Here is a 20541-nt window from a genome sequence, read left to right as displayed (position 1 = left end):
TTTAGTGTCAAATATCTCAACAAGGATAAGTACACAATTATGTATCAGAAACTAACCGTTAAAGAACTAGTTGAACTAGTAAATAAAATATATAATCCTATGCTATCTGATGAAGAGGTAAGTGAATATATAGAAATCTTAGAAGAAAATGTTCCTCACCCTGCTCCCAGTGACTTATTTTTTTGGAACGATGAGGATTTATTACCAGAGGAAGTAGTGGAGATTGCATTAGCATATAAAGAAGAAAAATAATTGTATTTAGAATACTCTTTGTAGAACCTTGAAGGGCTATTTACTTCAAGGTTTCTTTTTTTATGCGGGGCTACCCAGTGTCGAACAATTCCGATTTATTTAGAGAAAAGGAGATAATACATGTAAGCCCTATATAATGTTTTAATAAATCCTTTAGTACGTACAACACTTATAAAACGTATGCCCTATCTACTCTTTATTTTATTAAGCAAATAACCATAATATCATCAGCTACCACCATTTCAATTGTTCAAAACCTTACCTTCGCTTTCTCACTGCCTTTTAAATTTTTTCGCAACTTTTACGTACATAGAACGATGACTATAGTAAGAAGACTACTCCACCTCGATTAATTCCTGAATGTCGATGTCTAACACTTTGCATACTGTTTCTAATGTTGATAGATATACCCTATCTACGTTTTCTGAACAAAGGTGACTGATAGTATTAGGCCGCAGCCCTGTCATACGTGCTAATTCACGTTGTGAAAGGTCACGTTCTTTTAGGATTTCCTTTAGCTTGATTGTAATAGGCATGGTACTTCCCTTCCTCTTATTCATGTTACTTTTAAGATACACAATAAATTTGTATCGGTAAAGGGGTTGATTGTATCGCTAAAGCTGCATACAATAAATTTATATTAAATATAGCGGCTAAGCGTTACGTTAATCCTAATTTGCGTAACGGAGGGGGAAAATACCATGAAAGTTATCGGATATATTCGAGTATCTACACAAGGTCAAGCAAGGGATGGATACAGCCTTGCTTACCAAAAAGATGAAATAAAGGCATACTGTCAGGCTCAAGGATATACGCTTTTACGCTTGTTTAAGGACGAGGGTATCAGTGGGGCTAAAGTAGACGAAGAAGCGTTAGAAGTGGACAGATTAGGCTTTCAGGAGATGTTGGAGTATCTCACCCATCAAAAAAAGGTGGATTATGTTGTCACACTGAATACAAGCCGTTTATGGCGGTCAGACATTGTGAAAGTGTTGGTTCATCGGGAATTGAAAAAGTATGGAGTAGACATCCGGAGTATTGAACAACCGCAATACAGTATCCATAAGAAAGACCCTAGCGATTTTTTAATCAATGGTTTAATGGAGTTATTAGACCAATATCAACGATTAGAAATCTCTTTAAAGCTAGGGAGAGGGCGGAATAAGAAAGCCCAACAGGGCGGCTATGCAGGTGGAAATGTCGCATTAGGCTACAAAGTGGAAAAAGGCAAGAAAATCCTTGTCATAGATGATAGACAAGCCAAAACCGTACAACGAGTGTTTGACTTAAAGGAGCAGTATCCTTCATGGTCATTAACTCACCTAGCGGAACATCTGAATGAGGAAGGTCATCGAACAAAACAAGAAAAGTTGTTTACTAAAGTCCAAGTCAAAAGGATTTTAGATAGAAAAGCCTTTTATAGTGGGTTATACCACTATGGTGAAATAATAGCAGATGGCAAACATCAAGCCATTTTATAACGGTTAACAGATAGAGAATGGATAGGCTTTCGTACCCTTGCGAGTCCCTAGAGACTAACGCTCGACCTAAGGTTGCCGACATTCTCTGTCTTACTTTAATCGTTCCATTCTAATATAGGGGTGAAGTTTTCTGATGAAAAGAGATAAGCATATTTATATTGGATTAGATTTACACAAGTTCCAACATACAGCGGTGATAGTGGATTGTTGGTTTGAGAAGTTAGGAGAAAAGACCATTCAAAACAAACCAACCCAACCGCCTTTCCTAGCTTACTAGAATATGTGAATAGGTATCTTACAGAAGGCTTGACCCCTGTATTTGGATTAGAAGATGTGGGCGGCTATGGCAGGGATGTAGCGTTATATCTGATAGAACAAGGATATTTCGTGAAATTTGTTAATTCCTCTCTATCCAACTCCGAACGTAACAGCTATGCGATGACCCAAAAGAATGATAGTTGGGACGCTCAATGTGTAGCAAATGTTTTAATCCGACAGCTACCTCATTTACCTGACACTTCACCATCTGACATTCATTGGGTAATCGGTCAACTTGTAGGCAGAAGAAACGCTATAATAAAAGCACAAACAGCATTAAAAAATCAACTCCACATTCAATTAAACTATCATTACCCAAGCTATAAGGATTTCTTTTCAGAAGTAGATGGAAAAACAGCTTTAGCCTTTTGGGAAAGCTATCCTTCGCCTTCTCATTTGAAGGGGGTAACAATGGAAGGCTTACGAACATTCTTACTAGAAGCAAGTAACAACGCTTGTTCAACTAGAAAAGCAGAAAAGATATTATTATTTGTTCAAGCTGATGGTGAAGTAAAAAGAGAATATCAGACATCTAGAGATTTTATCATTCAAAGCATGGTTAGAAATATCAGCTATACCAAACAGGAGATTAAGAAGATGGATACAGAGTTAAAGGTAACCATTCAAAAGTTAGGTATGCAGCTTGAAACCATGCCAGGGATTGATACGGTGACTGCCTCCGCTTTAATTGCAGAAATCGGTGATATTCATCGTTTCACCAATTCTGATAAACTAGCAAGGTATTCAGGCGTAGCCCCTATTAAGATGGGTTCGGGCGGTAAGGAAACGATGAAGAAAACAAAACAAGGCAACCGAAAGCTGTATGATGTTTTTTACAACCTAGCTGTTCAACAAGTTCAAGTAAGTAAGGGGAGTAAAATTCCTCGTAATCCTGTGTTTTATGCTTACTATAATCAAAAGCAAAGTGAAGGGAAATCCAAGTCACAAGCCCTTCTCTGTATTATGAGGAGATTAGTCAGAATTGTCTATGGTATGATGAAAAATAAAACGGCTTATATTCTGCTAAGAATGCCTGAAACGAAGGCAAGTTAATCAGTTTGGGTGGTGGTTGAATAGACTGCCATCCTTTTATTAAGTACTTATTTAGATATTCCTAAGGGTACGGTTAAAGATAAGGGAGTTAGTGAAACTAATTTAAGAAATATTGATGATTTTATAAATGGTAACAAGAAATTTGATGAAGTCATTGAAGACTATGCAAAAGTATATAAAGAACATGTTGATTTAAACAAACCTTGGTCTTGGGATGATACTATTCCGAGTGGAGATAGCTTGTCTTCTGCTCAAAAAAGAAAGATAAAAGAAATGGCTATAGAAAAAGGACATATTCCTGAAATAAAGGTTACAAAAGCAGATGGTATGAGGTATGGATTTGCCGACTTTGCAAGTGCAGGTATTGTAGAAGAGACTGTTCAGCTACCAGAGAGATTTTGGAAGTTATCGGATAAAGAACAGTTTAAGTGGTTAGACGAACAAATTGGTGGTACAAGAAAAGGGATGACGTGGCATCATACGGAGGTTCCTGGTAAAATGGAGCTAGTCCCCTTTGGAATTCATAATATTACACCTCATAGTAGTGGAAGGACAAAAGGTATGTGGGCCGACGCTCCAAGATAATAATATTGAGGAGGTATAGTAATGGAATTTAAGGATGGTTCAATAATTTATCCCTTGCCGGACGATACTTTGCTTTCTGAAAAGGAAGGTAAGTGGAGAATAAATTTACCAGAGACGTATAAAGAATTTATAAAAAAATATAATGGTGGTACTCCTATAAAGGATAGTTTTAAGTGTAATAGCCATATTTATGCGATTGATAGGTTTTTATGTATTTTAAAAATAACCGGTGAAAGAGATGATGAGTATTACGATATAGGAGTAGTTAGAACACAACTAGACGAAAGAATTGTTTTTGATGAAAATTTAGTAGGTACTGAACTGCTACCAATAGCTGTTTTATTTGCAGGTGACTTTGTTTGCTTAGACTATCGTAACAATGTTGAAGAGCCTATTGTATGCGTTTGGAATCATGAAGAGTCTTCAGATTTAAATCCTATAACATATATTGTAAGTAATAGCTTTGAAGAATTTTTAAATATGTTAACAGAATAGATACTTGTTGGTAGTATCTAAACCTTGATATAATGCCCGTAAGTTAGTAACACTTATTTAATTTACTTTAAGCACTTGATTGTCTAATAGGCAACAGGTGCTTTTTGTTTTTTGTGAGAAATTTAAGCTTTGGTCTACATGAAAAATGCTAATGAAAATTCATAATTCATGATGGTTATACCATCAAGGCATTTGTTTTAATACTGTGTTTGTGAAAATAATAAGATAAATAGGTGAGACTACATTTTTACATGCAAAGAGGACTTATTATACTACAAAACCACAAACTAAAGACAACAATGACAAAGCTCGTAGTGCTAAACGATACAGATACATAAATCTAGTAAAAAGAAAGTGAGGATTTTTGAGTGAGACAAAAAGAAAATGATTTACATGAAAATCGAAAGCTCATGATGGTTGTACCATCAAGGAGTATCGTTTTAATACTTGGCGGGACTGAATAAGAAAGAGAAATGGGCGAGATGACATTTTACATAGCAGGGGTAGTTATGATATGGAATGGTTGACAAACTAACGAGTGACAAAGCTCGTGGCGATAAAAGGTAGGTTACGTAAGAAGGTTACTAGTATAGCAACAGGGCCAGACAAAAATTGGGTTGTATTTTTACAAGAGACGGTCGTATAATACTCGCTATTCGCTAAAAAGCGTTACGAAAATTAAAATTTATGTAACGGGAGGGTGAAAAGTTGAACATTGTTGGGTATATACGAGTCTCAACTCAAGGTAAGGCAAGAGATGGATATAGCTTGAAATATCAAGAAGATGAAAATTAAGCGTTTTGTAAAGAACAAGGCCTGAACTTGATTATATTTTTAGAGAGGAAGGAATTAGCGGCGCCAAATTGAATGACGAAGCATTTGAAATAGACAGGGTGGGCTTACAGGAAGAAAGAGAACGAAGTAGATATAATAAACAACAGCTGGAAAGCATTCGAAATGTAGTTATAAAACGATCCTACAATCGTCCTTGAATTGATGGCGCAGTCTATAACAGACACCGCCGAAAAAGAAGGGATTATGTATGTATCGGGAAGTGCAGCCACTTCCTTCCTCCCATATGTCGGCCAACAAAATACCTAAAGCTGTTAAAAGGAGAAAAAAGTAAAAATAAAGCCAACGGAATCCGTTCAGCCATTACACAAAAAACAACAGAATCGCTCCAACGGATCGATGGAAGCAAGAAAGAGAACAGCCTATGGCCTAATGGCATAAAAAATAGTGGAAAGCAATATGTCCAAGAAGTCACCCACTTCTTTAGACAAACCTTTATGCCCAATCCGTCCTTCCAACTAAGTACAGCGAATCAGGCTCCTATCAATGTGTGGAGCAGAGCCACGATAGAAAATCGGATGGATTCAATCGTTCCGGTCTCTTTGAGGAAAGTGGAAGGGAAGGGAACTACTAAGGGTACGGGTAATGTAAAGCACTTAGATGATGTACCTAGAATAAAAAAAATTGAAGTGAACTTTAATAGAAATGTAAAACATGATCCTGAAGAGTTTACAAGACAATTAAAAGACCAAGAAAAAGGAATGAATGAACTAACAGTTGATGAGTATTTAAAAAATCGTGAGAAGTATATTGAACAAGGGCGTGCAATTGAAGGTAACGCTGCACAACAAGCAGCTAGAGAAGAAGCTTATGTACAAAAGATAAATGAACTACAAAGAGAAGGATTAACGTTATCGAAAGCTAAGAAACAAGCTAAGGAGTGGTTAGATACTCAAGCTGCACTTCACAACCCAGACCAGATAGCAGGAGGAAAGGCAGAAGTAATAGGAGGTTTGGGAGATAAGAGAATAAATTCATCAATAGGTAGTCAATGGCGGTATAGAATTGATATTGTTGATGAACAAATCAAGGAATTAGCAAAAAGTATGACACCAGAACAACTAAAAAATACTTATTTGAATGTGAAATTAACACATTAGTGGGAGGAGTATAAATGGAAAAATACTTAAAAGATTTTAAATTGCATAATAAAGTTCCGAGTGAAATCATTGAGAAATATAGGCAACTGGTACCAAATGAAATTATAGATTTATGGAGTAATTATGGATTTGGTACATTTATGCAAGGGTATTTTAAAAGTGTAAATCCAGAGGAATTTAAAGAGATTTTGGGAGAGACTAGTCAAAGATACAAGGATTCAGTTGTGTTGTTTGCTACAGGTATGGGTGACCTAGTTATTTGGTCAGATGGATATGTTAGACTAATTAATTACAGGTATGGTGTGGTAAAGACAATTATGTTTACATTTGAATTTTTCTTTCAAAATATTAATGATTTGGAATTTAAAGATGAAGACTTGTCTTGGCAACCTTATCCTGAAGCCCTTAAACAATATAGTGAGTTGGATTATGATGAGTGCTTCGGTTATACACCGCTATTAGGTTTAGGTGGAGCAGAAAAAGTAGAGAATCTAAAAAAAGTCAAACTAAAGGAACATATTCTTATTATTACTGAATTTATGGGACCAGTTCAGTAATATTCAGAAGTATGTTACAGAATTAACTATACACTTGATTCTTATTAGGAATTAGGTGTTTTTGTTTTTTTTTAGAAATCTTAACTTTGGACGTTATTGGATATTACTTTTTACTGAAATTCATAGCTTAAAACAACACACTTTACGTTACGCATTGTTTATCGCCACGAGCTTTGTCGTTCTCGTTAGTTTTTTCAACAACTACCCCTGCCATATAAAATGTCATGTCGCCTATTTATCGTACTTCTCACAAAATCCAAATATAAAATCAATACTCCATGATGGTACTACTTCATTGCTTAAGAAAATTAACTTATAGTTGTATTTTTACTAGAGACGGTCGTAAAATATTCGCTATTGGTTTTAAAATGGTAAATATTTAATCCGCTAGTGAAAAGATAAGATTGTGGTAGGAAGGAATGAATGATTTATATTTTTTAAAACCAAAAGTATCAGGTGACCATGGGGAATATACCATTTAGGGAATAGAAGAAGAAATTGCACAGAAGAGAGGGGATATCAGAACAGATAAAATATTTACATTATGAATTTGAAGGATGGATAGGAGCTAACCTTTTAGAGCCAACTCCTGCCTTCATCGTGTCAAGTAAACTTGGAACAGAATTAGAGAATAGTGATTTTATCGATTACAAGGTCAGATGAGTTTATAGAAATATATCCAGATAAAGAAATTCCATATTTAGCAGACTTATTCTGCTTGGTAAAATGGAAGTAGAAGAAGAGAATTTTAAAAATTTGGTGAGGACATCATTTCTGTTTACCCCCTAAAGGCGAGTTAGTTGTAACTCTTCCACCTCTAACACAGGAATAAATTATATAAAACCATAGAGATATAAACAATTAGACTGACCTAGCAATATGGTGCAGTGATATAACATCTTTGAGTTAGTACTTTGTTTAAGTGTACCGTTCGAAGGTGTTTTATGGTGTTCATTGATTTAGGTTAGTCAACTTCGAACAGTGTTCTTTTTTCTTTTTATATGAAAAAAGGTATAATGAAGAAGAAAATAGAAAACAATTTTTATTTTTCCAAAGTGAAAGATAACAATTTTGAAAAAGATGTCAGACTTCTGACGATTATGCTATAATTTTTATGGTTAATAAAGATACATATAGTAGGACAAAATAGGGTTAAATGAAATGGTAAAAGGAGGAAAAAGATGTCTACATATAAATATAATCGTGTTTTCCTAATTGTAATGGATTCTGTAGGGATTGGCGAGGCACCTGATGCGAAAAAATTTAATGATGAAGGAGCACATACATTAGGGCATATTGCTCAAAGAATGAATGGTCTTCATATGCCGAACATGGCGAAATTAGGTCTTAGTAATATTGAGGAAATTGCTGGTGTTGAGCGGGCTGATACTCCAATTGCTTATTATACAAAAATGCAAGAAGCATCAAACGGAAAAGATACCATGACTGGACACTGGGAGATAATGGGTCTAAACATTGCGACACCATTCCGTGTATTCCCGGAAGGATTCCCAGATGAACTATTAAATGAAATCGAAGAAAAATCTGGACGCAAGATCATTGGAAATAAACCAGCTAGTGGAACAGAAATTCTAGATGAGCTAGGCGAAGAGCATATGAAGACTGGTGCTTTAATCGTCTACACATCAGCAGATTCTGTGCTGCAAATTGCTGCACATGAAGACATTGTTCCTTTAGATGAATTGTATCGTATTTGTGAATTAGCAAGAGAATTGACACTCGATGAGAAATATATGGTTGGTCGTATTATTGCTAGACCATTTATTGGCGAGCCAGGCGACTTTAAACGTACTGCAAATCGTCATGACTATGCTCTAAAGCCATTTGATCGAACTGTAATGAATGAATTGAAAGATAATCAAATTGAGAGTATTGCTATTGGAAAAATCTCTGATATTTATGATGGAGAAGGTGTGACAAAATCATTGAGAACCGTCTCCAATATGGATGGGATGGACAAACTAGTTGACACACTAAAAATGGATTTTACAGGTTTAAGCTTCTTAAATTTAGTAGATTTTGATGCTTTATTTGGACATAGAAGAGACCCAATTGGCTATGGAAAGGCATTAGAAGAGTATGATGCTAGACTGCCAGAAGTATTGGAATTACTGAAGGAAGATGATTTATTAATCATTACCGCTGATCATGGAAATGATCCGATCCATCATGGAACAGATCACACAAGAGAGTATGTACCATTATTAGTATATAGCAAATCATTAAAGGAACCGAAAGAGCTGCCGCTACGTAAAACGTTTGCTGATATTGGAGCAACAGTAGCAGATAATTTCAGCGTAAAGATGCCAAAGCATGGCACAAGCTTCTTAAATGACTTAATATAAGGGGAATAAAAAATGAATTATACGATGATTAAGCAATCAGCTGATTTTTTAAAACAAAAATATGCGAAAACACCTAAAATTGGTTTAATTCTAGGCTCAGGCTTAGGCGTTCTTGCAGGGGAAATCGAAAATCCAGTAAAAATACCTTATGAAGAAATTCCAGAATTTCCGGTATCAACAGTAGAAGGTCACGCTGGACAACTTGTATTCGGTACAATTAAGGGAATCGAAGTGGTAGCAATGCAAGGTCGTTTCCACTTTTATGAAGGGTATACATTTGATAAAGTAACTTTCCCAGTTCGCGTTATGAAGGAATTAGGAGTAGAAAAATTAATTGTAACCAATGCTGCAGGCGGGGTGAATGAAAACTTTGCACCTGGTGATTTAATGCTAATCTCTGATCATATTAATAATATGGGCACCAATCCATTAATCGGACCAAATGACAGTAAGTTAGGGGTGAGATTCCCTGATATGTCAGAAGCATATTGCAGAAATCTGCGTGATACAGCACGCAAGGTCGCAAGCAGTATTGGACTGAGTATTCAGGAGGGTGTCTATGTGGGAAACACAGGTCCATCATATGAAACGCCAGCAGAAGTAAGAATGCTTCGCGTATTAGGCGGCGATGCAGTGGGGATGTCGACTGTTCCGGAAGTAATAGTCGCTCGTCATGCAGGTCTGAAAGTATTAGGGATTTCTTGTATTTCTAATATGGCTGCAGGTATTCTAGATCAACCACTGAATCATGAAGAAGTAATCGAAACAACAGAAAAGGTAAAAGCAAATTTCCTGCAATATGTGAAAGAGCTAATTAAACATATAGGTGCATAATGAAGTTTTCATCCTAAAGAGTTACTGATTTACCGGTAACTCTTTAGACAGATATATTTTTACACCGTTTACATAAATAAAAAAATTAAAAAAAGCAGTAATTTGACTTGAATTTTTGCAATTTTAAAGAAAAAAATTCCATACATATGAAGGAGAATTCAAATTATGGCATTCAGAATGGTCGATTTAATTGAGAAGAAAAGGAACGGTTTAGAATTATCCAAAGAAGAAATCTCTTTTATTATTAAAGGCTATACAGATGGAACGATTCCTGATTATCAAATGAGTGCATTTAGTATGGCTGTGTTTTTTCAAGATATGACAGCAGCTGAACGTGCTGAATTAACAATGGCAATGGTTCATTCAGGAGATGTCATTGATTTATCTGCCATTGAAGGAATTAAAGTGGATAAACATTCAACTGGGGGAGTTGGCGATACTACCACATTAGTATTGGGACCATTAGTGGCATCAGTAGGTGTTCCAGTGGCGAAAATGAGTGGAAGAGGACTCGGTCATACTGGTGGAACCATCGATAAATTAGAATCAGTAAAAGGTTTCCATGTGGAAATAGAAAAAGAGGAGTTTATTGACCTAGTAAATAAGAATAAATTAGCGGTTATTGGACAAAGTGGGAACCTCACTCCTGCTGATAAGAAGTTATATGCTTTACGAGATGTAACCGCGACTGTTAACAGTATTCCATTGATTGCCAGCAGTATCATGAGTAAGAAAATTGCAGCAGGTGCAGATGCCATTTGCTTAGATGTGAAAACAGGTGCTGGAGCATTTATGAAAACATTGGATGCATCTAGAGAGCTTGCTGAAGCAATGGTGCAAATAGGGAATAATGTGGGCAGGAAAACAATGGCTGTTATTTCTGATATGAGTCAGCCTTTAGGATATGCAATCGGAAATGCACTAGAAGTAAAAGAGGCAATTGATACATTAAAGGGGCATGGACCAGAAGATTTGACGGAACTATGTTTAACTTTAGGGAGTCATATGGTCTATTTAGCTGGAAAGGCAGAATCAACGGATAGAGCGAGAGAAATGCTGCAAGAGGTAATAGATAATGGCAAAGCGCTCGAAACGTTTAAAATTTTCTTAAGTTCCCAAGGTGGAGATGCTTCTGTTGTGGATCAAACAGATTTATTACCTAAAGCTAAATTTATTACGGAGCTTCCAGCAAAAGAATCAGGCTATGTCGCAGAAATAACAGCTGACAGCATTGGGACTGCTGCTATGTTATTAGGAGCTGGCCGAGCAACAAAAGACTCAGAAATTGATCTGGCGGTAGGCTTAGTTTTACGCAAGAAAATAGGAGATAAAGTGGAGGCTGGCGAATCACTCGTTACGATTTATAGCAATACGGAAGAAGTAGACGATGTAATAAAAAAATTGGATGAAAATATTAAGCTTTCACCAAATGAAGTAAAAGCTCCTACGCTAATTTATGAAATAATTACAGAATAAGAAGAAAAGACTCACGATTGAAGCTAATAGCTGATCATTTGTGAGTCTTTTGCTTTCTTTATTGAAGAGGAATAGCTAAAGTTTTATTGTATTCTTTCACATAATGCAATCCGCCAATATGCAGTTCCAGCGGCCGAGATTTTGTGTCAAATAGCAATGATCGCTCATTATTAATTGTTCCATCCTTGTTAGTTATCAACTGGTGATTGGTTGTTGTTTTTAAAGGAATTCTTTCTTGCTCTTCATTGATAATACTTACTTTATCTAATAAAACAGAATCACTCGAGGAGATACTTATTGATAGCATATCATTTAACTGGATGTTCTTTATAGTTACTTCATCATTCTCTAATGGTATTACTCTATTTTCTTCTTTTCCTGTAAGCGCAATGGATTTATTTATCGATTTATAACCGATAAAGTCTTTCATGAGAATTTCGAGTGAATGGATATCTTCTGGAAGGCCATCATATTCAATCGAAAATGTATTGTTTTTGTTAATGGATGAAGAAGTAGTATAGCCTTCTTGGGAGAGAGGCTGACCATTTGCGACTAGCTCTACTCCATTAAAACCATGATTGAGCCGGTCATAATTGTCGACATGAAACGTGCCTTCTATAACCGTTTGAGTAGGAGTAGCTGTGATTCTTTTAAAATGAATAGTACCTTTATCTACATTCCATTTTTTATTGATAGATTGCTTCATTTTTGTTTGTAATGCTTCCTTATGATTATAGGGAAAGGAGATATCAGTTGTACCTTCCATTGTTTCATCATCTTTCCAGTAAACATAGTGCAGCTGGAGCTTTTTCGAAAAAGCATTAATGGGATCAAAATTTAATATTCCCGTGATTTTTGTTTTGTCATCATTTTTTTCAAAAACAGAGCTATTCATTTTTGCATTTGTAAAAAAGCCAGTAATGTTCCTTGGTGAAAAAATGTGATCTAGATCATCTGGCAAGCCTTTATCATTTTCTAATGTAATATAAACAACCAATCTATTTTCATCGGACATAAGTCCATTGATTGTTAATATAGTACCATTTTCTAATAGATAAGACTTCTCAATATTTTGCCCAAATCCTTTGTCATTTAAATCTTTTAAGGATTGATTCATAATGGTATCGAATCCTAACAGTTTTTTGCCGTAATAAGCCAATGCACTTGATTGATACGTCATAAAAATTAATAGAATTATTGCAGCAGCAGAAAAGAGAAACCATCTCTTTAGGTTAGGAGAGTTTGTTTTTTTATCAAAAAGTGCTTTGCTTAGTCGCTGTTCTAATTCTGGCGGAGCTGTTATTTCTGCGATTTTCTTTTTTTCCTCTAGTAGTTTATCCTCTAAAGATTCCACTTATCTTCCCCTCCATACATCTTCTTTAATCGTTTTAAGCCATTGTGTATTCTGGATTTTACTGTGCCGGTAGATACTTTCATGATGCTGGCAATCGTCTCATTATCGAAATCGTGAAAGTACTTTAGCTTGATTGCTTCCGCTTGGACTGGGGTTAATTTTGTTAATAATTGTACAATGTCTAGTGTTTCCACTGAATATTTATAGGGATCGGTTGTATGTAAAAGATTGTGCTGCTCTAAGTCATCCATAACTATTTCTCTACGTTTCTTTTTTAATTTCCCCTTACAAATATTCACTAAGATAGTTTTACTCCAGCTATAGAAAGATTCAATTTTTTCGAGCTGAGCAATTTTCTCATATAAGATGATGATCATTTCTTCCATTGCATCCATCGCATCATGAGAATTCCCCATATAGGAATATGCTAGACGATAATAATCGTCTTTTTGCTGCATCACTAATTGAAGCAAGGCTTTTTTATTCCGCTTTTTTGCCTTCTGTACAAGTTGTTCATCATTCATGTCTTCACCTCTCGCTTATAAGAGTATTTTATCGTTTAAAAAGTTCATTTTTTTGTATTTAATATATGAATATTTTCAGGACAACAAAAAGACACCCAATGGCTTGCAATCTGCCATTGGGTGTTTCCCCTTATTGTTTCGTTAAGATTACTGGTCCATTAGCTGTAATGGCTAAGGTATGTTCATATTGCGCAGAAAGGCTGCCATCAACAGTTCGTGCTGTCCATCCATCCAAATCAACCTTGGCATGATACATACCGATATTTAGCATTGGTTCAATGGTAATAACCATCCCCTCTTTAAGAGGTGTCCCAACGTGTGGAGGACCATAGTGAGGGATTTGTGGGAGTTCGTGCATTTCTCTGCCAATCGCATGTCCTACAAAATCTCGCACTACCCCATAACCTTTTGCTTCAGCGAACGTTTGAATGGCATGGGAGATATCTCCTACTTTGTTTCCAATGACCGCTTGTTCTATCCCTATGTATAATGCCTCTTCGGTTGTTTTTAATAAGTTTTTTGCCTCTTCGGAGATATTCCCAACCGCATAAGACCAGGCGGAATCAGCAAGCCATCCATCTAAGTTTACTACCATATCTATCGTAACAATATCTCCATCTTTTAAGGGGCTTTTGGAAGGAAAACCATGACAGATTACATCATTAATAGATGCACAAGTTGCAAAAGGATAACCGTGATAGCCCTTTTGTTCTGGAGTGGCTCCTCTTTGTAAAATAAAGTTTTCCGCAAATGCATCGATTTCTTCCGTAGTAATGCCTGGTTTGATTAACTTTTTAATTTCTTTATGACAATCAGCAAGAATTTCTCCTGCTTTTCTTATTTTTTCAATTTGCTCAGGTGTCTTTAAATGAATCAATTGTTATCCTCCTTTGAACTCTATTCATTATAACCTAGATCAGTAAACTAGCCTAACGATACCTATGAAATGCATGAAACATTCTATCTTCCTTTAGTGCTATTCAAATTATTTCATGAATATTCTTCATTGGCTGTATAAACTTGTTTTTTTTGGAAAAAATGGATGCTATATAGAATGGAGGGTCAATAGATGAAACGCATCATATCATTGTTAATCATTACCTGTTTTATGACATCAATTTTGGCACCGGGCACTTTAGCTGCTGAGAAAAAGCAAGAATTAGTTGAAAATGTAAAATCAGCCATTTTAATTGATCGAGATACAGGAACTATTATGTATGAAAAAAACAGCGAGGAAAAACTTCCTCCTGCCAGTATGACAAAAATAATGACGATGCTTCTGATCATGGAAGCAATTGATCAAGGAAAATTAAAGTTAGATGAGAAAATACGTACAAGTGAGCATGCGGCATCTATGGGAGGCTCACAAATTTTCCTTGAACCTGGGGAAGAGATGACAACCGAGCAAATGTTAAAAGGAATTGCCATTGGATCTGGAAATGATGCAGCTGTAGCAGTTGCGGAAAGATTAGCAGGATCTGAAGAAGAGTTTGTTCAATTAATGAACGAAAAAGCAAAAGAATTAGGCTTAGAAAGCACCAAGTTTCAAAATGTGACAGGACTTCCAGTAACAGATCATTACAGTTCTGCAAAAGATATGGCATTAATGGCAAAGGAATTGCTTAAATATGAAGATATAACGAAATTTACTGGCACATATGAAGATTATTTAAGAGAAGATACTGATAAGAAGTTTTGGCTAGTTAACACAAACCGTCTTGTTAAGTTTTATCCAGGCGTGGACGGATTAAAAACAGGATTTACAGCTGAAGCAAAATATTGTTTAACCGCAACTGCTATGAAAAATGGAATGCGTGTAATTGCAGTTGTTTTCGGTGCGCCAACCTCGAAAGAAAGAAATGCTCAAGTAACAAAAATGCTGGATTATGCATTTAGTCAATATGAAACACATCCTTTGCATAAACGAGAAGAAGCGATTGGTAAAGTAAAAGTAAGCAAAGGATCAGAGAAAGAAGTGACAGCCGTTACGAGCGAACCAATTTCTATCTTAACGAAAAAAGGGGAGCAAATCGATAAATTAGAGAAGGAAATTACGATGAATAAAAAATTAAAAGCTCCAATTGAAAAAGGGCAGGAAATTGGAAAAATATCCTATAAAAAAGACGGGAAAACCCTTGTGACAAGTCCGTTGGTAGCACAAAAAGAAGTGAAATCAGCAAAATGGTGGACATTATTTAAACGCTCTGCAGGAATGTTTACAAAAACAGAATAGTTTTATTTCTTTTGTCGAATTCATTTATATTCCTTCTGTTTTTAGCGAAAGAACACTAGTTTTGTCTGTGGAGAAGGAAATTGCATGAAAACCTAGAATAGTTTCTTTAAACCAAATAAGGAGGCTATTCTAGTGAGTCTTAATATTGAGTTGGAAATAAAAAATAATGTACTTTGTATACGCCTATCTGGGGAATTGGATCATCACTATGCAGAAGAATTACGGACAAAAGCAACAACTGCAATCGAGAGCTATAGTATTCGTCATATCGTGTTAAATCTTGAACATTTAACGTTTATGGATAGTTCTGGCTTAGGAGTTATATTGGGAAGATATAAGCAAATTAAACAGCTTGGAGGAGAAATGGTCATTTGTGCTATCTCCCCAAGCGTTCAGCGTTTATTTGATATGTCTGGCATGTTTAAAATTATGAAGCTGGAAACAAATGAAGAATTTGCCCTACAACGATTGGGGGTAGCTTAAGATGAGAAACGAAATGCACATTCAATTTAGCGCACTCAGCCAGAATGAATCATTTGCACGTGTAACGGTTGCTGCATTTATTACACAGTTAGATCCAACAATGGATGAATTAACGGAAATTAAAACAGTTGTTTCAGAAGCAGTGACTAACTGCATTATCCACGGTTATGAAAATGATCCGAATGGAATTGTTTATATTTCTGTTATATTAGAAGATTCATACATTGATTTAACCATCAGAGATGAAGGGAAAGGAATTTTCGATGTAGAGGAAGCAAGACAGCCATTATTTACGACAAAACCAGAGCTTGAACGATCTGGTATGGGATTTACCATCATGGAAAATTTTATGGATGAAATCGAAATTCAGTCAAGTCCAGATAGCGGAACAGAGATTCGTCTGCGTAAGCATTTAATGAAAAGCAAAATGCTAAGCAATTAAGGAGAATCGTCTATGGATGTGGAGGTAAAGAAAGATAATAAGGAAACGTATCTAAAAGACCATGAAGTCAAGGACTTAATAAAGCGAAGCCAAGATGGAGATCAATCAGCAAGAGATACTATCGTTCAGAAAAATATGCGTCTTGTTTGGTCAGTCGTGCAAAGATTTTTAAATAGGGGATATGATCCTGATGATTTATTTCAAATAGGATGTATCGGGCTATTAAAATCAGTTGATAAATTTGATTTAAGCTATGATGTAAAATTTTCTACCTATGCAGTACCAATGATTATCGGAGAAATTCAACGATTTATCCGTGATGATGGGACGGTAAAGGTTAGTAGATCGTTAAAAGAATTAAGTAATAAAATTCGAAAGGCGAAGGACGAGTTATCGAAGCAATATGGCAGAACACCAACAGTCGGGGAACTTTCCGAGTTTTTAGAGATACCTCCAGAAGATATCGTTCTCGCACAAGAAGCTGCAAGAGCGCCATCCTCGATTCATGAAACTGTTTATGAAAATGATGGCGATCCCATTACATTACTGGATCAAATAGATGATGGTAATGAAGGAAAATGGTTTGATAAGATTGCTTTACAGGAAGCTATTAGGGAGCTTGATGAACGAGAGCGTCTGATTGTTTATTTACGATATTATAAAGATCAGACTCAATCCGAAGTAGCAACGAGGCTAGGGATTTCTCAAGTTCAAGTTTCTAGGCTGGAGAAAAAAATATTAATACAAATGAAAGAGCAAATGGATCTTTAAAGGAAATAGCCGCAAGTCCGCATCGTGGATTAGCGGCTATTTTGTTTTTATATAAAAAGTGAAAAAATTACCATTTAACAGACTTTCATAATTTTATCATGATAATCGAATACTACAGTCATGGTGAAAACAACGTGTTAGGACGTGAAAAAATGGCAGAGACAATATATATCAGAATGAGACATCGCATTCAAAAAAAGTCAAATGAACGGATATTTCTGAAAGACCTTGCACAAATAATTGCAACAGATGAATTGCTGTCTACACTAAAGGATGTATGTCTATACCATATTACAGAACAAGATAAGAATATAATCATTATTGATAGTACGCTAGTTATTCGTGAAATTAAAAAAATCCATAAAGAAGTTGAAATCCAACTAATTGGACCAGCTCAAACGATCATTGAGGTTGTTTTTAAGAAGAGAAAAGTGACACTTCCGTTATTTATCTTGGTTTGGCTATTACTTTTTATTGGTTCTGGATTAACGATTATGAACTTTCATGAAGATGTAAGCATGCAATCTGTTCATCAGAGAGTTTATAAAATGATTACAGGGAAGGAGATTGAAAAACCATTAATTTTTCAGATTCCTTATTCTGTAGGATTAGGTCTTGGAATGGTCATTTTTTTCAACCATGTGTTTAAGAAACGCCTTAATGAAGAGCCTAGTCCATTAGAAGTGGAAGTATTCAATTATCAGCAGTCCTTAGATCAGTACATGATTATGCATGAAAATAAAGAAAGCATAAAAAAACTAGATGATCATTAATATCTTATTTGTAATCTTTGTCGGTTTAGCGTGGGGAATAACCGTTGGGGCTGGTTACGTTGCCTTTTTAACCGTATTCGGTATTATCCCAAGACTGACACAGCTAACAAAAACATTTAGTAAGATTTATGCATATGAATGGGCTGCTGTTTTAGGAGCTGTTTCTGGGACACTTGCTTTTTTGAGAGAACCTAGTTTTTCCTTACCATCATTTCTGCTTATCATAATGGGCATTGCTGGAGGAATTTATATTGGGATGATAGCAGCAGCATTAACAGAAGTGCTGGATGTATTCCCCCTTTTAGCAAAGCGAATTGGAATTGATGACAAGTTATTGGTATTAATGATGGCTCTTGTATTTGGTAAGATCTTTGGCTCCTTATTTCATTGGGTATATTTTATTCCTTGAGGCTGAATGTAATGGAGACAGAAAGGAAGTATGGGAAATGGAAAATAGGAGAAAGGTAATCCTTATAACAGATGGAGATGAATATGCCAGAAGAGCTGTTGAAATGGTTGCAAAGGAGATTGGGGGAAGATGTATTTCTACCTCCTTCGGTAATCCAAGTAATCATAGCGGAGAGGAAATATTATCTTTTATTAAGCAAGCAAAAAATGATCCAGTCTTAGTCATGTTTGATGATAGCGGCTTTGTGGGAGAAGGAAATGGCGAGAATGCACTAAAGTACATAGCTACTCATCCTGATTTAGAAGTCTTGGGAGTACTTGCAGTAGCAAGCAGAACAAGACGAGAGGAATGGACAAAAATAGATGTTGCCATCGACCAAGATGGTGAATTGACGCCATATGGTGTTGACAAATATGGAATTCCAGAAATGGAGTTAGGAAGAGTTAATGGAGATACTGTGTATATTCTAGATGAATTAAATCTTCCCCTTGTTGTTGGTATTGGGGACATTGGGAAGATGGGGAAAAAGGACTCTTATGAAAAAGGCGCCCCGATTACACGGAAAGCAGTAGAATATATTTTAGAAAGAAGTGGTTTTTATGAGCAGCAAGACAGAAAAGAAGATCCAAATATACGAAGAACTAGATAAAATCGAAAAGTATATGAAGGATCGGGTCGGGCTTGGAACTAGCTTCGATCTGGGTGTTCGAAAATTTAAAGTAATGCGAAAAGAAGTTAATTTATATTATGTAAATGGATTATGCGATAGTGTGTTGATTGCAGAATTATTGGAGCAGCTACTATTTTTAAATGATGCGGATCGTAAATCACAAGCAAGAGATACATTTGATATTATTCAGAATCAATTGGTCCACCAAAGTGTACAAGTTATTGAAAAAATGGATGAATTAGTCGACCAAGTTCTGTCTGGATTAGTAGCAGTTGTTATTGAAGGTTATGATCATGGTCTTATTATTGATGTGCGAAGTTATCCAGGAAGAATGCCAGAAGAACCCGATACGGAAAAGGTAGTCAGAGGTTCACGTGATGGGTTTGTTGAGAATATTATCGTAAACACTGCCATCACAAGAAGAAGAATTAGAGATGAACGATTACGCTTTGAAATTATGAGAGTGGGAGAGCGTTCTAAAACCGATATTGCCGTAGGGTATATTGATGGAGTGGCGGATCCTGATTTAATTGAAATTGTAAAAAAGGAAATGAAAAACTTAAAAACAGATGGACTAACAATGGCTGATAAAACGATTGAAGAGTTTTTATTAAAGCAAGGCTATAATCCTTATCCTCTCGTAAGATATACGGAACGAGCAGATGTAGCTGCAACTCATTTATTAGAAGGCCATGTCATTATCTATGTCGATACATCTCCAAGTGTCATTATAACACCAGCTACTTTTTTTCATCATTTGCAGCATGCAGAGGAATATAGACAATCACCTATGGTTGGAACCTTTGTGAGATGGGTTCGGTTTTTAGGGATTATCGCCTCTATCTTTTTCCTGCCATTTTGGTTTTTAGCTGTGCTGGAGCCATCCCTGCTGCCAGAAAGGCTTGCTTTTATCGGACCAAATGAAACAACAAACATTCCAATTGTTGTACAGATTTTCATTGCAGATCTCGGGCTTGAATTTTTAAGGATTGCGGCCATTCATACACCAACACCATTGTCAACCGCAATGGGATTGATAGCAGCTGTTCTCATTGGCCAAATTGCGATTGATGTAGGACTATTTGTTCCAGAAGTTATTCTGTATGTATCAGTTGCTGCAATTGGTAACTTTGCTACACCTAGTTATGAACTTGGGATCGCTAACAAAATTGTTCGGCTTGTCTTGTTAATCGTTGTAGCTATTTTTCATACTCCTGGCTTTGTTATTGGAATGACCCTGTATCTTCTATTCTTAATTCGAACAACAACATTAAATGTGCCTTATCTATGGCCATTTATTCCTTTTCATCCAATAGCTTTGGCCCAAATTATCATTCGCCGTGCTGTTCCAGGAAATAAAATTAGACCAAGTCATTTGCATCCACAGGATCGATTTAAGAGGTAGTAAAAGTATATTTATGCGGACAGATTACTTCTTATTAATAGAGGGAATAATCTGTCCGCTCCTTTGTTAAATTAGCTGAACAGCCACTTGAGAATTGGCTGAATTTAT

At 35.9% G+C, this 20541-nt stretch carries 22 protein-coding genes and 1 pseudogene; 19 read left to right on the top strand and 4 right to left on the bottom strand.

Annotated elements, in window-relative coordinates:
- Positions 1-39: 39 nt before the first annotated feature.
- The gene (locus NSS71_RS09825) at positions 40-252 is read left to right on the top strand and encodes a bacteriocin immunity protein (RefSeq protein ID WP_095259578.1); all 213 of its coding nucleotides are present in this window, start codon (positions 40-42) and stop codon (positions 250-252) included.
- 335 nt (positions 253-587) lie between these two features.
- Here NSS71_RS09825 and NSS71_RS09820 read toward each other — a convergent pair whose 3' ends face one another.
- Positions 588-788 (bottom strand): helix-turn-helix domain-containing protein, encoded by a 201-nt coding sequence (locus NSS71_RS09820; protein ID WP_095259577.1) that lies wholly within the window; start codon positions 786-788, stop codon positions 588-590.
- A 165-nt stretch (positions 789-953) separates the two neighbouring features.
- On the opposite strand from NSS71_RS09820, the gene NSS71_RS09815 reads away from it, so the two are divergent.
- The 10 genes and pseudogenes from NSS71_RS09815 to NSS71_RS09770 all read left to right on the top strand — a co-directional run bounded on the left by NSS71_RS09815 (position 954) and on the right by NSS71_RS09770 (position 11369).
- Positions 954-1733: a recombinase family protein gene (locus tag NSS71_RS09815; protein ID WP_095259576.1), complete on the top strand. Its 780-nt coding sequence runs from the start codon at positions 954-956 to the stop codon at positions 1731-1733.
- A 282-nt stretch (positions 1734-2015) separates the two neighbouring features.
- Complete coding sequence (locus NSS71_RS09810; protein ID WP_445668931.1) at positions 2016-3104, top strand: IS110 family transposase; 1089 nt, start codon at positions 2016-2018, stop codon at positions 3102-3104.
- Between the two features lie 240 nt (positions 3105-3344).
- Complete coding sequence (locus NSS71_RS09805; RefSeq protein ID WP_235850159.1) at positions 3345-3689, top strand: HNH endonuclease signature motif containing protein; 345 nt, start codon at positions 3345-3347, stop codon at positions 3687-3689.
- A gap of 21 nt (positions 3690-3710) precedes the next feature.
- Positions 3711-4184, top strand: a complete 474-nt coding sequence (locus NSS71_RS09800; protein WP_095259574.1) for an SMI1/KNR4 family protein — start codon at positions 3711-3713, stop codon at positions 4182-4184.
- A gap of 708 nt (positions 4185-4892) precedes the next feature.
- Positions 4893-5092 (top strand): annotated as a pseudogene (locus NSS71_RS09795) (recombinase family protein); the annotation flags it as partial.
- A 573-nt stretch (positions 5093-5665) separates the two neighbouring features.
- Positions 5666-6136, top strand: coding sequence for a polymorphic toxin type 15 domain-containing protein (locus NSS71_RS09790; RefSeq protein WP_144580901.1), 471 nt, complete (start codon positions 5666-5668; stop codon positions 6134-6136).
- Between the two features lie 14 nt (positions 6137-6150).
- A complete protein-coding gene (locus NSS71_RS09785) occupies positions 6151-6693 on the top strand; it encodes a T6SS immunity protein Tdi1 domain-containing protein (protein WP_095259127.1) in 543 nt (180 codons plus the stop codon).
- A gap of 1181 nt (positions 6694-7874) precedes the next feature.
- The gene (deoB, locus tag NSS71_RS09780) at positions 7875-9059 is read left to right on the top strand and encodes a phosphopentomutase (protein ID WP_047940309.1); all 1185 of its coding nucleotides are present in this window, start codon (positions 7875-7877) and stop codon (positions 9057-9059) included.
- A 12-nt stretch (positions 9060-9071) separates the two neighbouring features.
- Positions 9072-9893, top strand: coding sequence for a purine-nucleoside phosphorylase (locus tag NSS71_RS09775; protein WP_144544859.1), 822 nt, complete (start codon positions 9072-9074; stop codon positions 9891-9893).
- A gap of 165 nt (positions 9894-10058) precedes the next feature.
- Positions 10059-11369 (top strand): pyrimidine-nucleoside phosphorylase, encoded by a 1311-nt coding sequence (locus tag NSS71_RS09770; RefSeq protein ID WP_047940311.1) that lies wholly within the window; start codon positions 10059-10061, stop codon positions 11367-11369.
- Positions 11370-11427: 58 nt separating this feature from the next.
- Here the strand turns inward: NSS71_RS09770 and NSS71_RS09765 are convergent, their stop codons facing one another.
- The 3 genes from NSS71_RS09765 to map all read right to left on the bottom strand — a co-directional run bounded on the left by NSS71_RS09765 (position 11428) and on the right by map (position 14124).
- On the bottom strand, positions 11428-12723 hold the full coding sequence (locus NSS71_RS09765) for a DUF4179 domain-containing protein (protein ID WP_047940312.1): 1296 nt from the start codon (positions 12721-12723) through the stop codon (positions 11428-11430).
- Positions 12711-13247, bottom strand: coding sequence for an RNA polymerase sigma factor (locus NSS71_RS09760; RefSeq protein ID WP_047940313.1), 537 nt, complete (start codon positions 13245-13247; stop codon positions 12711-12713). The genes NSS71_RS09765 and NSS71_RS09760 overlap by 13 nt, the downstream gene beginning before the upstream one ends.
- A gap of 130 nt (positions 13248-13377) precedes the next feature.
- Positions 13378-14124, bottom strand: coding sequence for a type I methionyl aminopeptidase (gene map, locus NSS71_RS09755; protein ID WP_047940314.1), 747 nt, complete (start codon positions 14122-14124; stop codon positions 13378-13380).
- A 192-nt stretch (positions 14125-14316) separates the two neighbouring features.
- Between map and NSS71_RS09750 the strand changes: the two genes are divergently transcribed.
- The 8 genes from NSS71_RS09750 (at position 14317) to NSS71_RS09715 (ending at position 20433) form a co-directional block, all read left to right on the top strand.
- Positions 14317-15480 carry a D-alanyl-D-alanine carboxypeptidase family protein gene (locus NSS71_RS09750; protein ID WP_047940315.1) on the top strand — a complete coding sequence of 388 codons (1164 nt, stop codon included), beginning with the start codon at positions 14317-14319 and terminating at the stop codon, positions 15478-15480.
- 132 nt (positions 15481-15612) lie between these two features.
- Positions 15613-15963 carry an anti-sigma F factor antagonist gene (gene spoIIAA / locus NSS71_RS09745; protein WP_047940316.1) on the top strand — a complete coding sequence of 117 codons (351 nt, stop codon included), beginning with the start codon at positions 15613-15615 and terminating at the stop codon, positions 15961-15963.
- 1 nt (position 15964) lies between these two features.
- Positions 15965-16405 carry an anti-sigma F factor gene (gene spoIIAB / locus NSS71_RS09740; RefSeq protein WP_047940317.1) on the top strand — a complete coding sequence of 147 codons (441 nt, stop codon included), beginning with the start codon at positions 15965-15967 and terminating at the stop codon, positions 16403-16405.
- Between the two features lie 12 nt (positions 16406-16417).
- Positions 16418-17176 carry an RNA polymerase sporulation sigma factor SigF gene (gene sigF, locus NSS71_RS09735; protein ID WP_341151608.1) on the top strand — a complete coding sequence of 253 codons (759 nt, stop codon included), beginning with the start codon at positions 16418-16420 and terminating at the stop codon, positions 17174-17176.
- Between the two features lie 152 nt (positions 17177-17328).
- Positions 17329-17949 (top strand): stage V sporulation protein AA, encoded by a 621-nt coding sequence (locus tag NSS71_RS09730; protein WP_061798632.1) that lies wholly within the window; start codon positions 17329-17331, stop codon positions 17947-17949.
- Positions 17939-18358 (top strand): stage V sporulation protein AB, encoded by a 420-nt coding sequence (locus NSS71_RS09725; RefSeq protein ID WP_152679991.1) that lies wholly within the window; start codon positions 17939-17941, stop codon positions 18356-18358. The genes NSS71_RS09730 and NSS71_RS09725 overlap by 11 nt, the downstream gene beginning before the upstream one ends.
- Positions 18359-18395: 37 nt before the next feature.
- Positions 18396-19007 carry a stage V sporulation protein AE gene (locus NSS71_RS09720; RefSeq protein ID WP_047940319.1) on the top strand — a complete coding sequence of 204 codons (612 nt, stop codon included), beginning with the start codon at positions 18396-18398 and terminating at the stop codon, positions 19005-19007.
- The gene (locus NSS71_RS09715) at positions 18958-20433 is read left to right on the top strand and encodes a spore germination protein (protein WP_047940320.1); all 1476 of its coding nucleotides are present in this window, start codon (positions 18958-18960) and stop codon (positions 20431-20433) included. Before NSS71_RS09720 ends, NSS71_RS09715 begins: the two co-directional genes overlap by 50 nt.
- The last annotated feature ends 108 nt before the right edge of the window (positions 20434-20541 follow it).

It is taken from the genome of Niallia sp. FSL W8-0951 (assembly GCF_038006525.1).
Taxonomy (GTDB): domain Bacteria; phylum Bacillota; class Bacilli; order Bacillales; family Cytobacillaceae; genus Niallia; species Niallia circulans.
The sequence above is the reverse complement of the archived record's forward strand: the minus strand, read 5'-3'. Positions and strand labels throughout refer to the sequence as shown.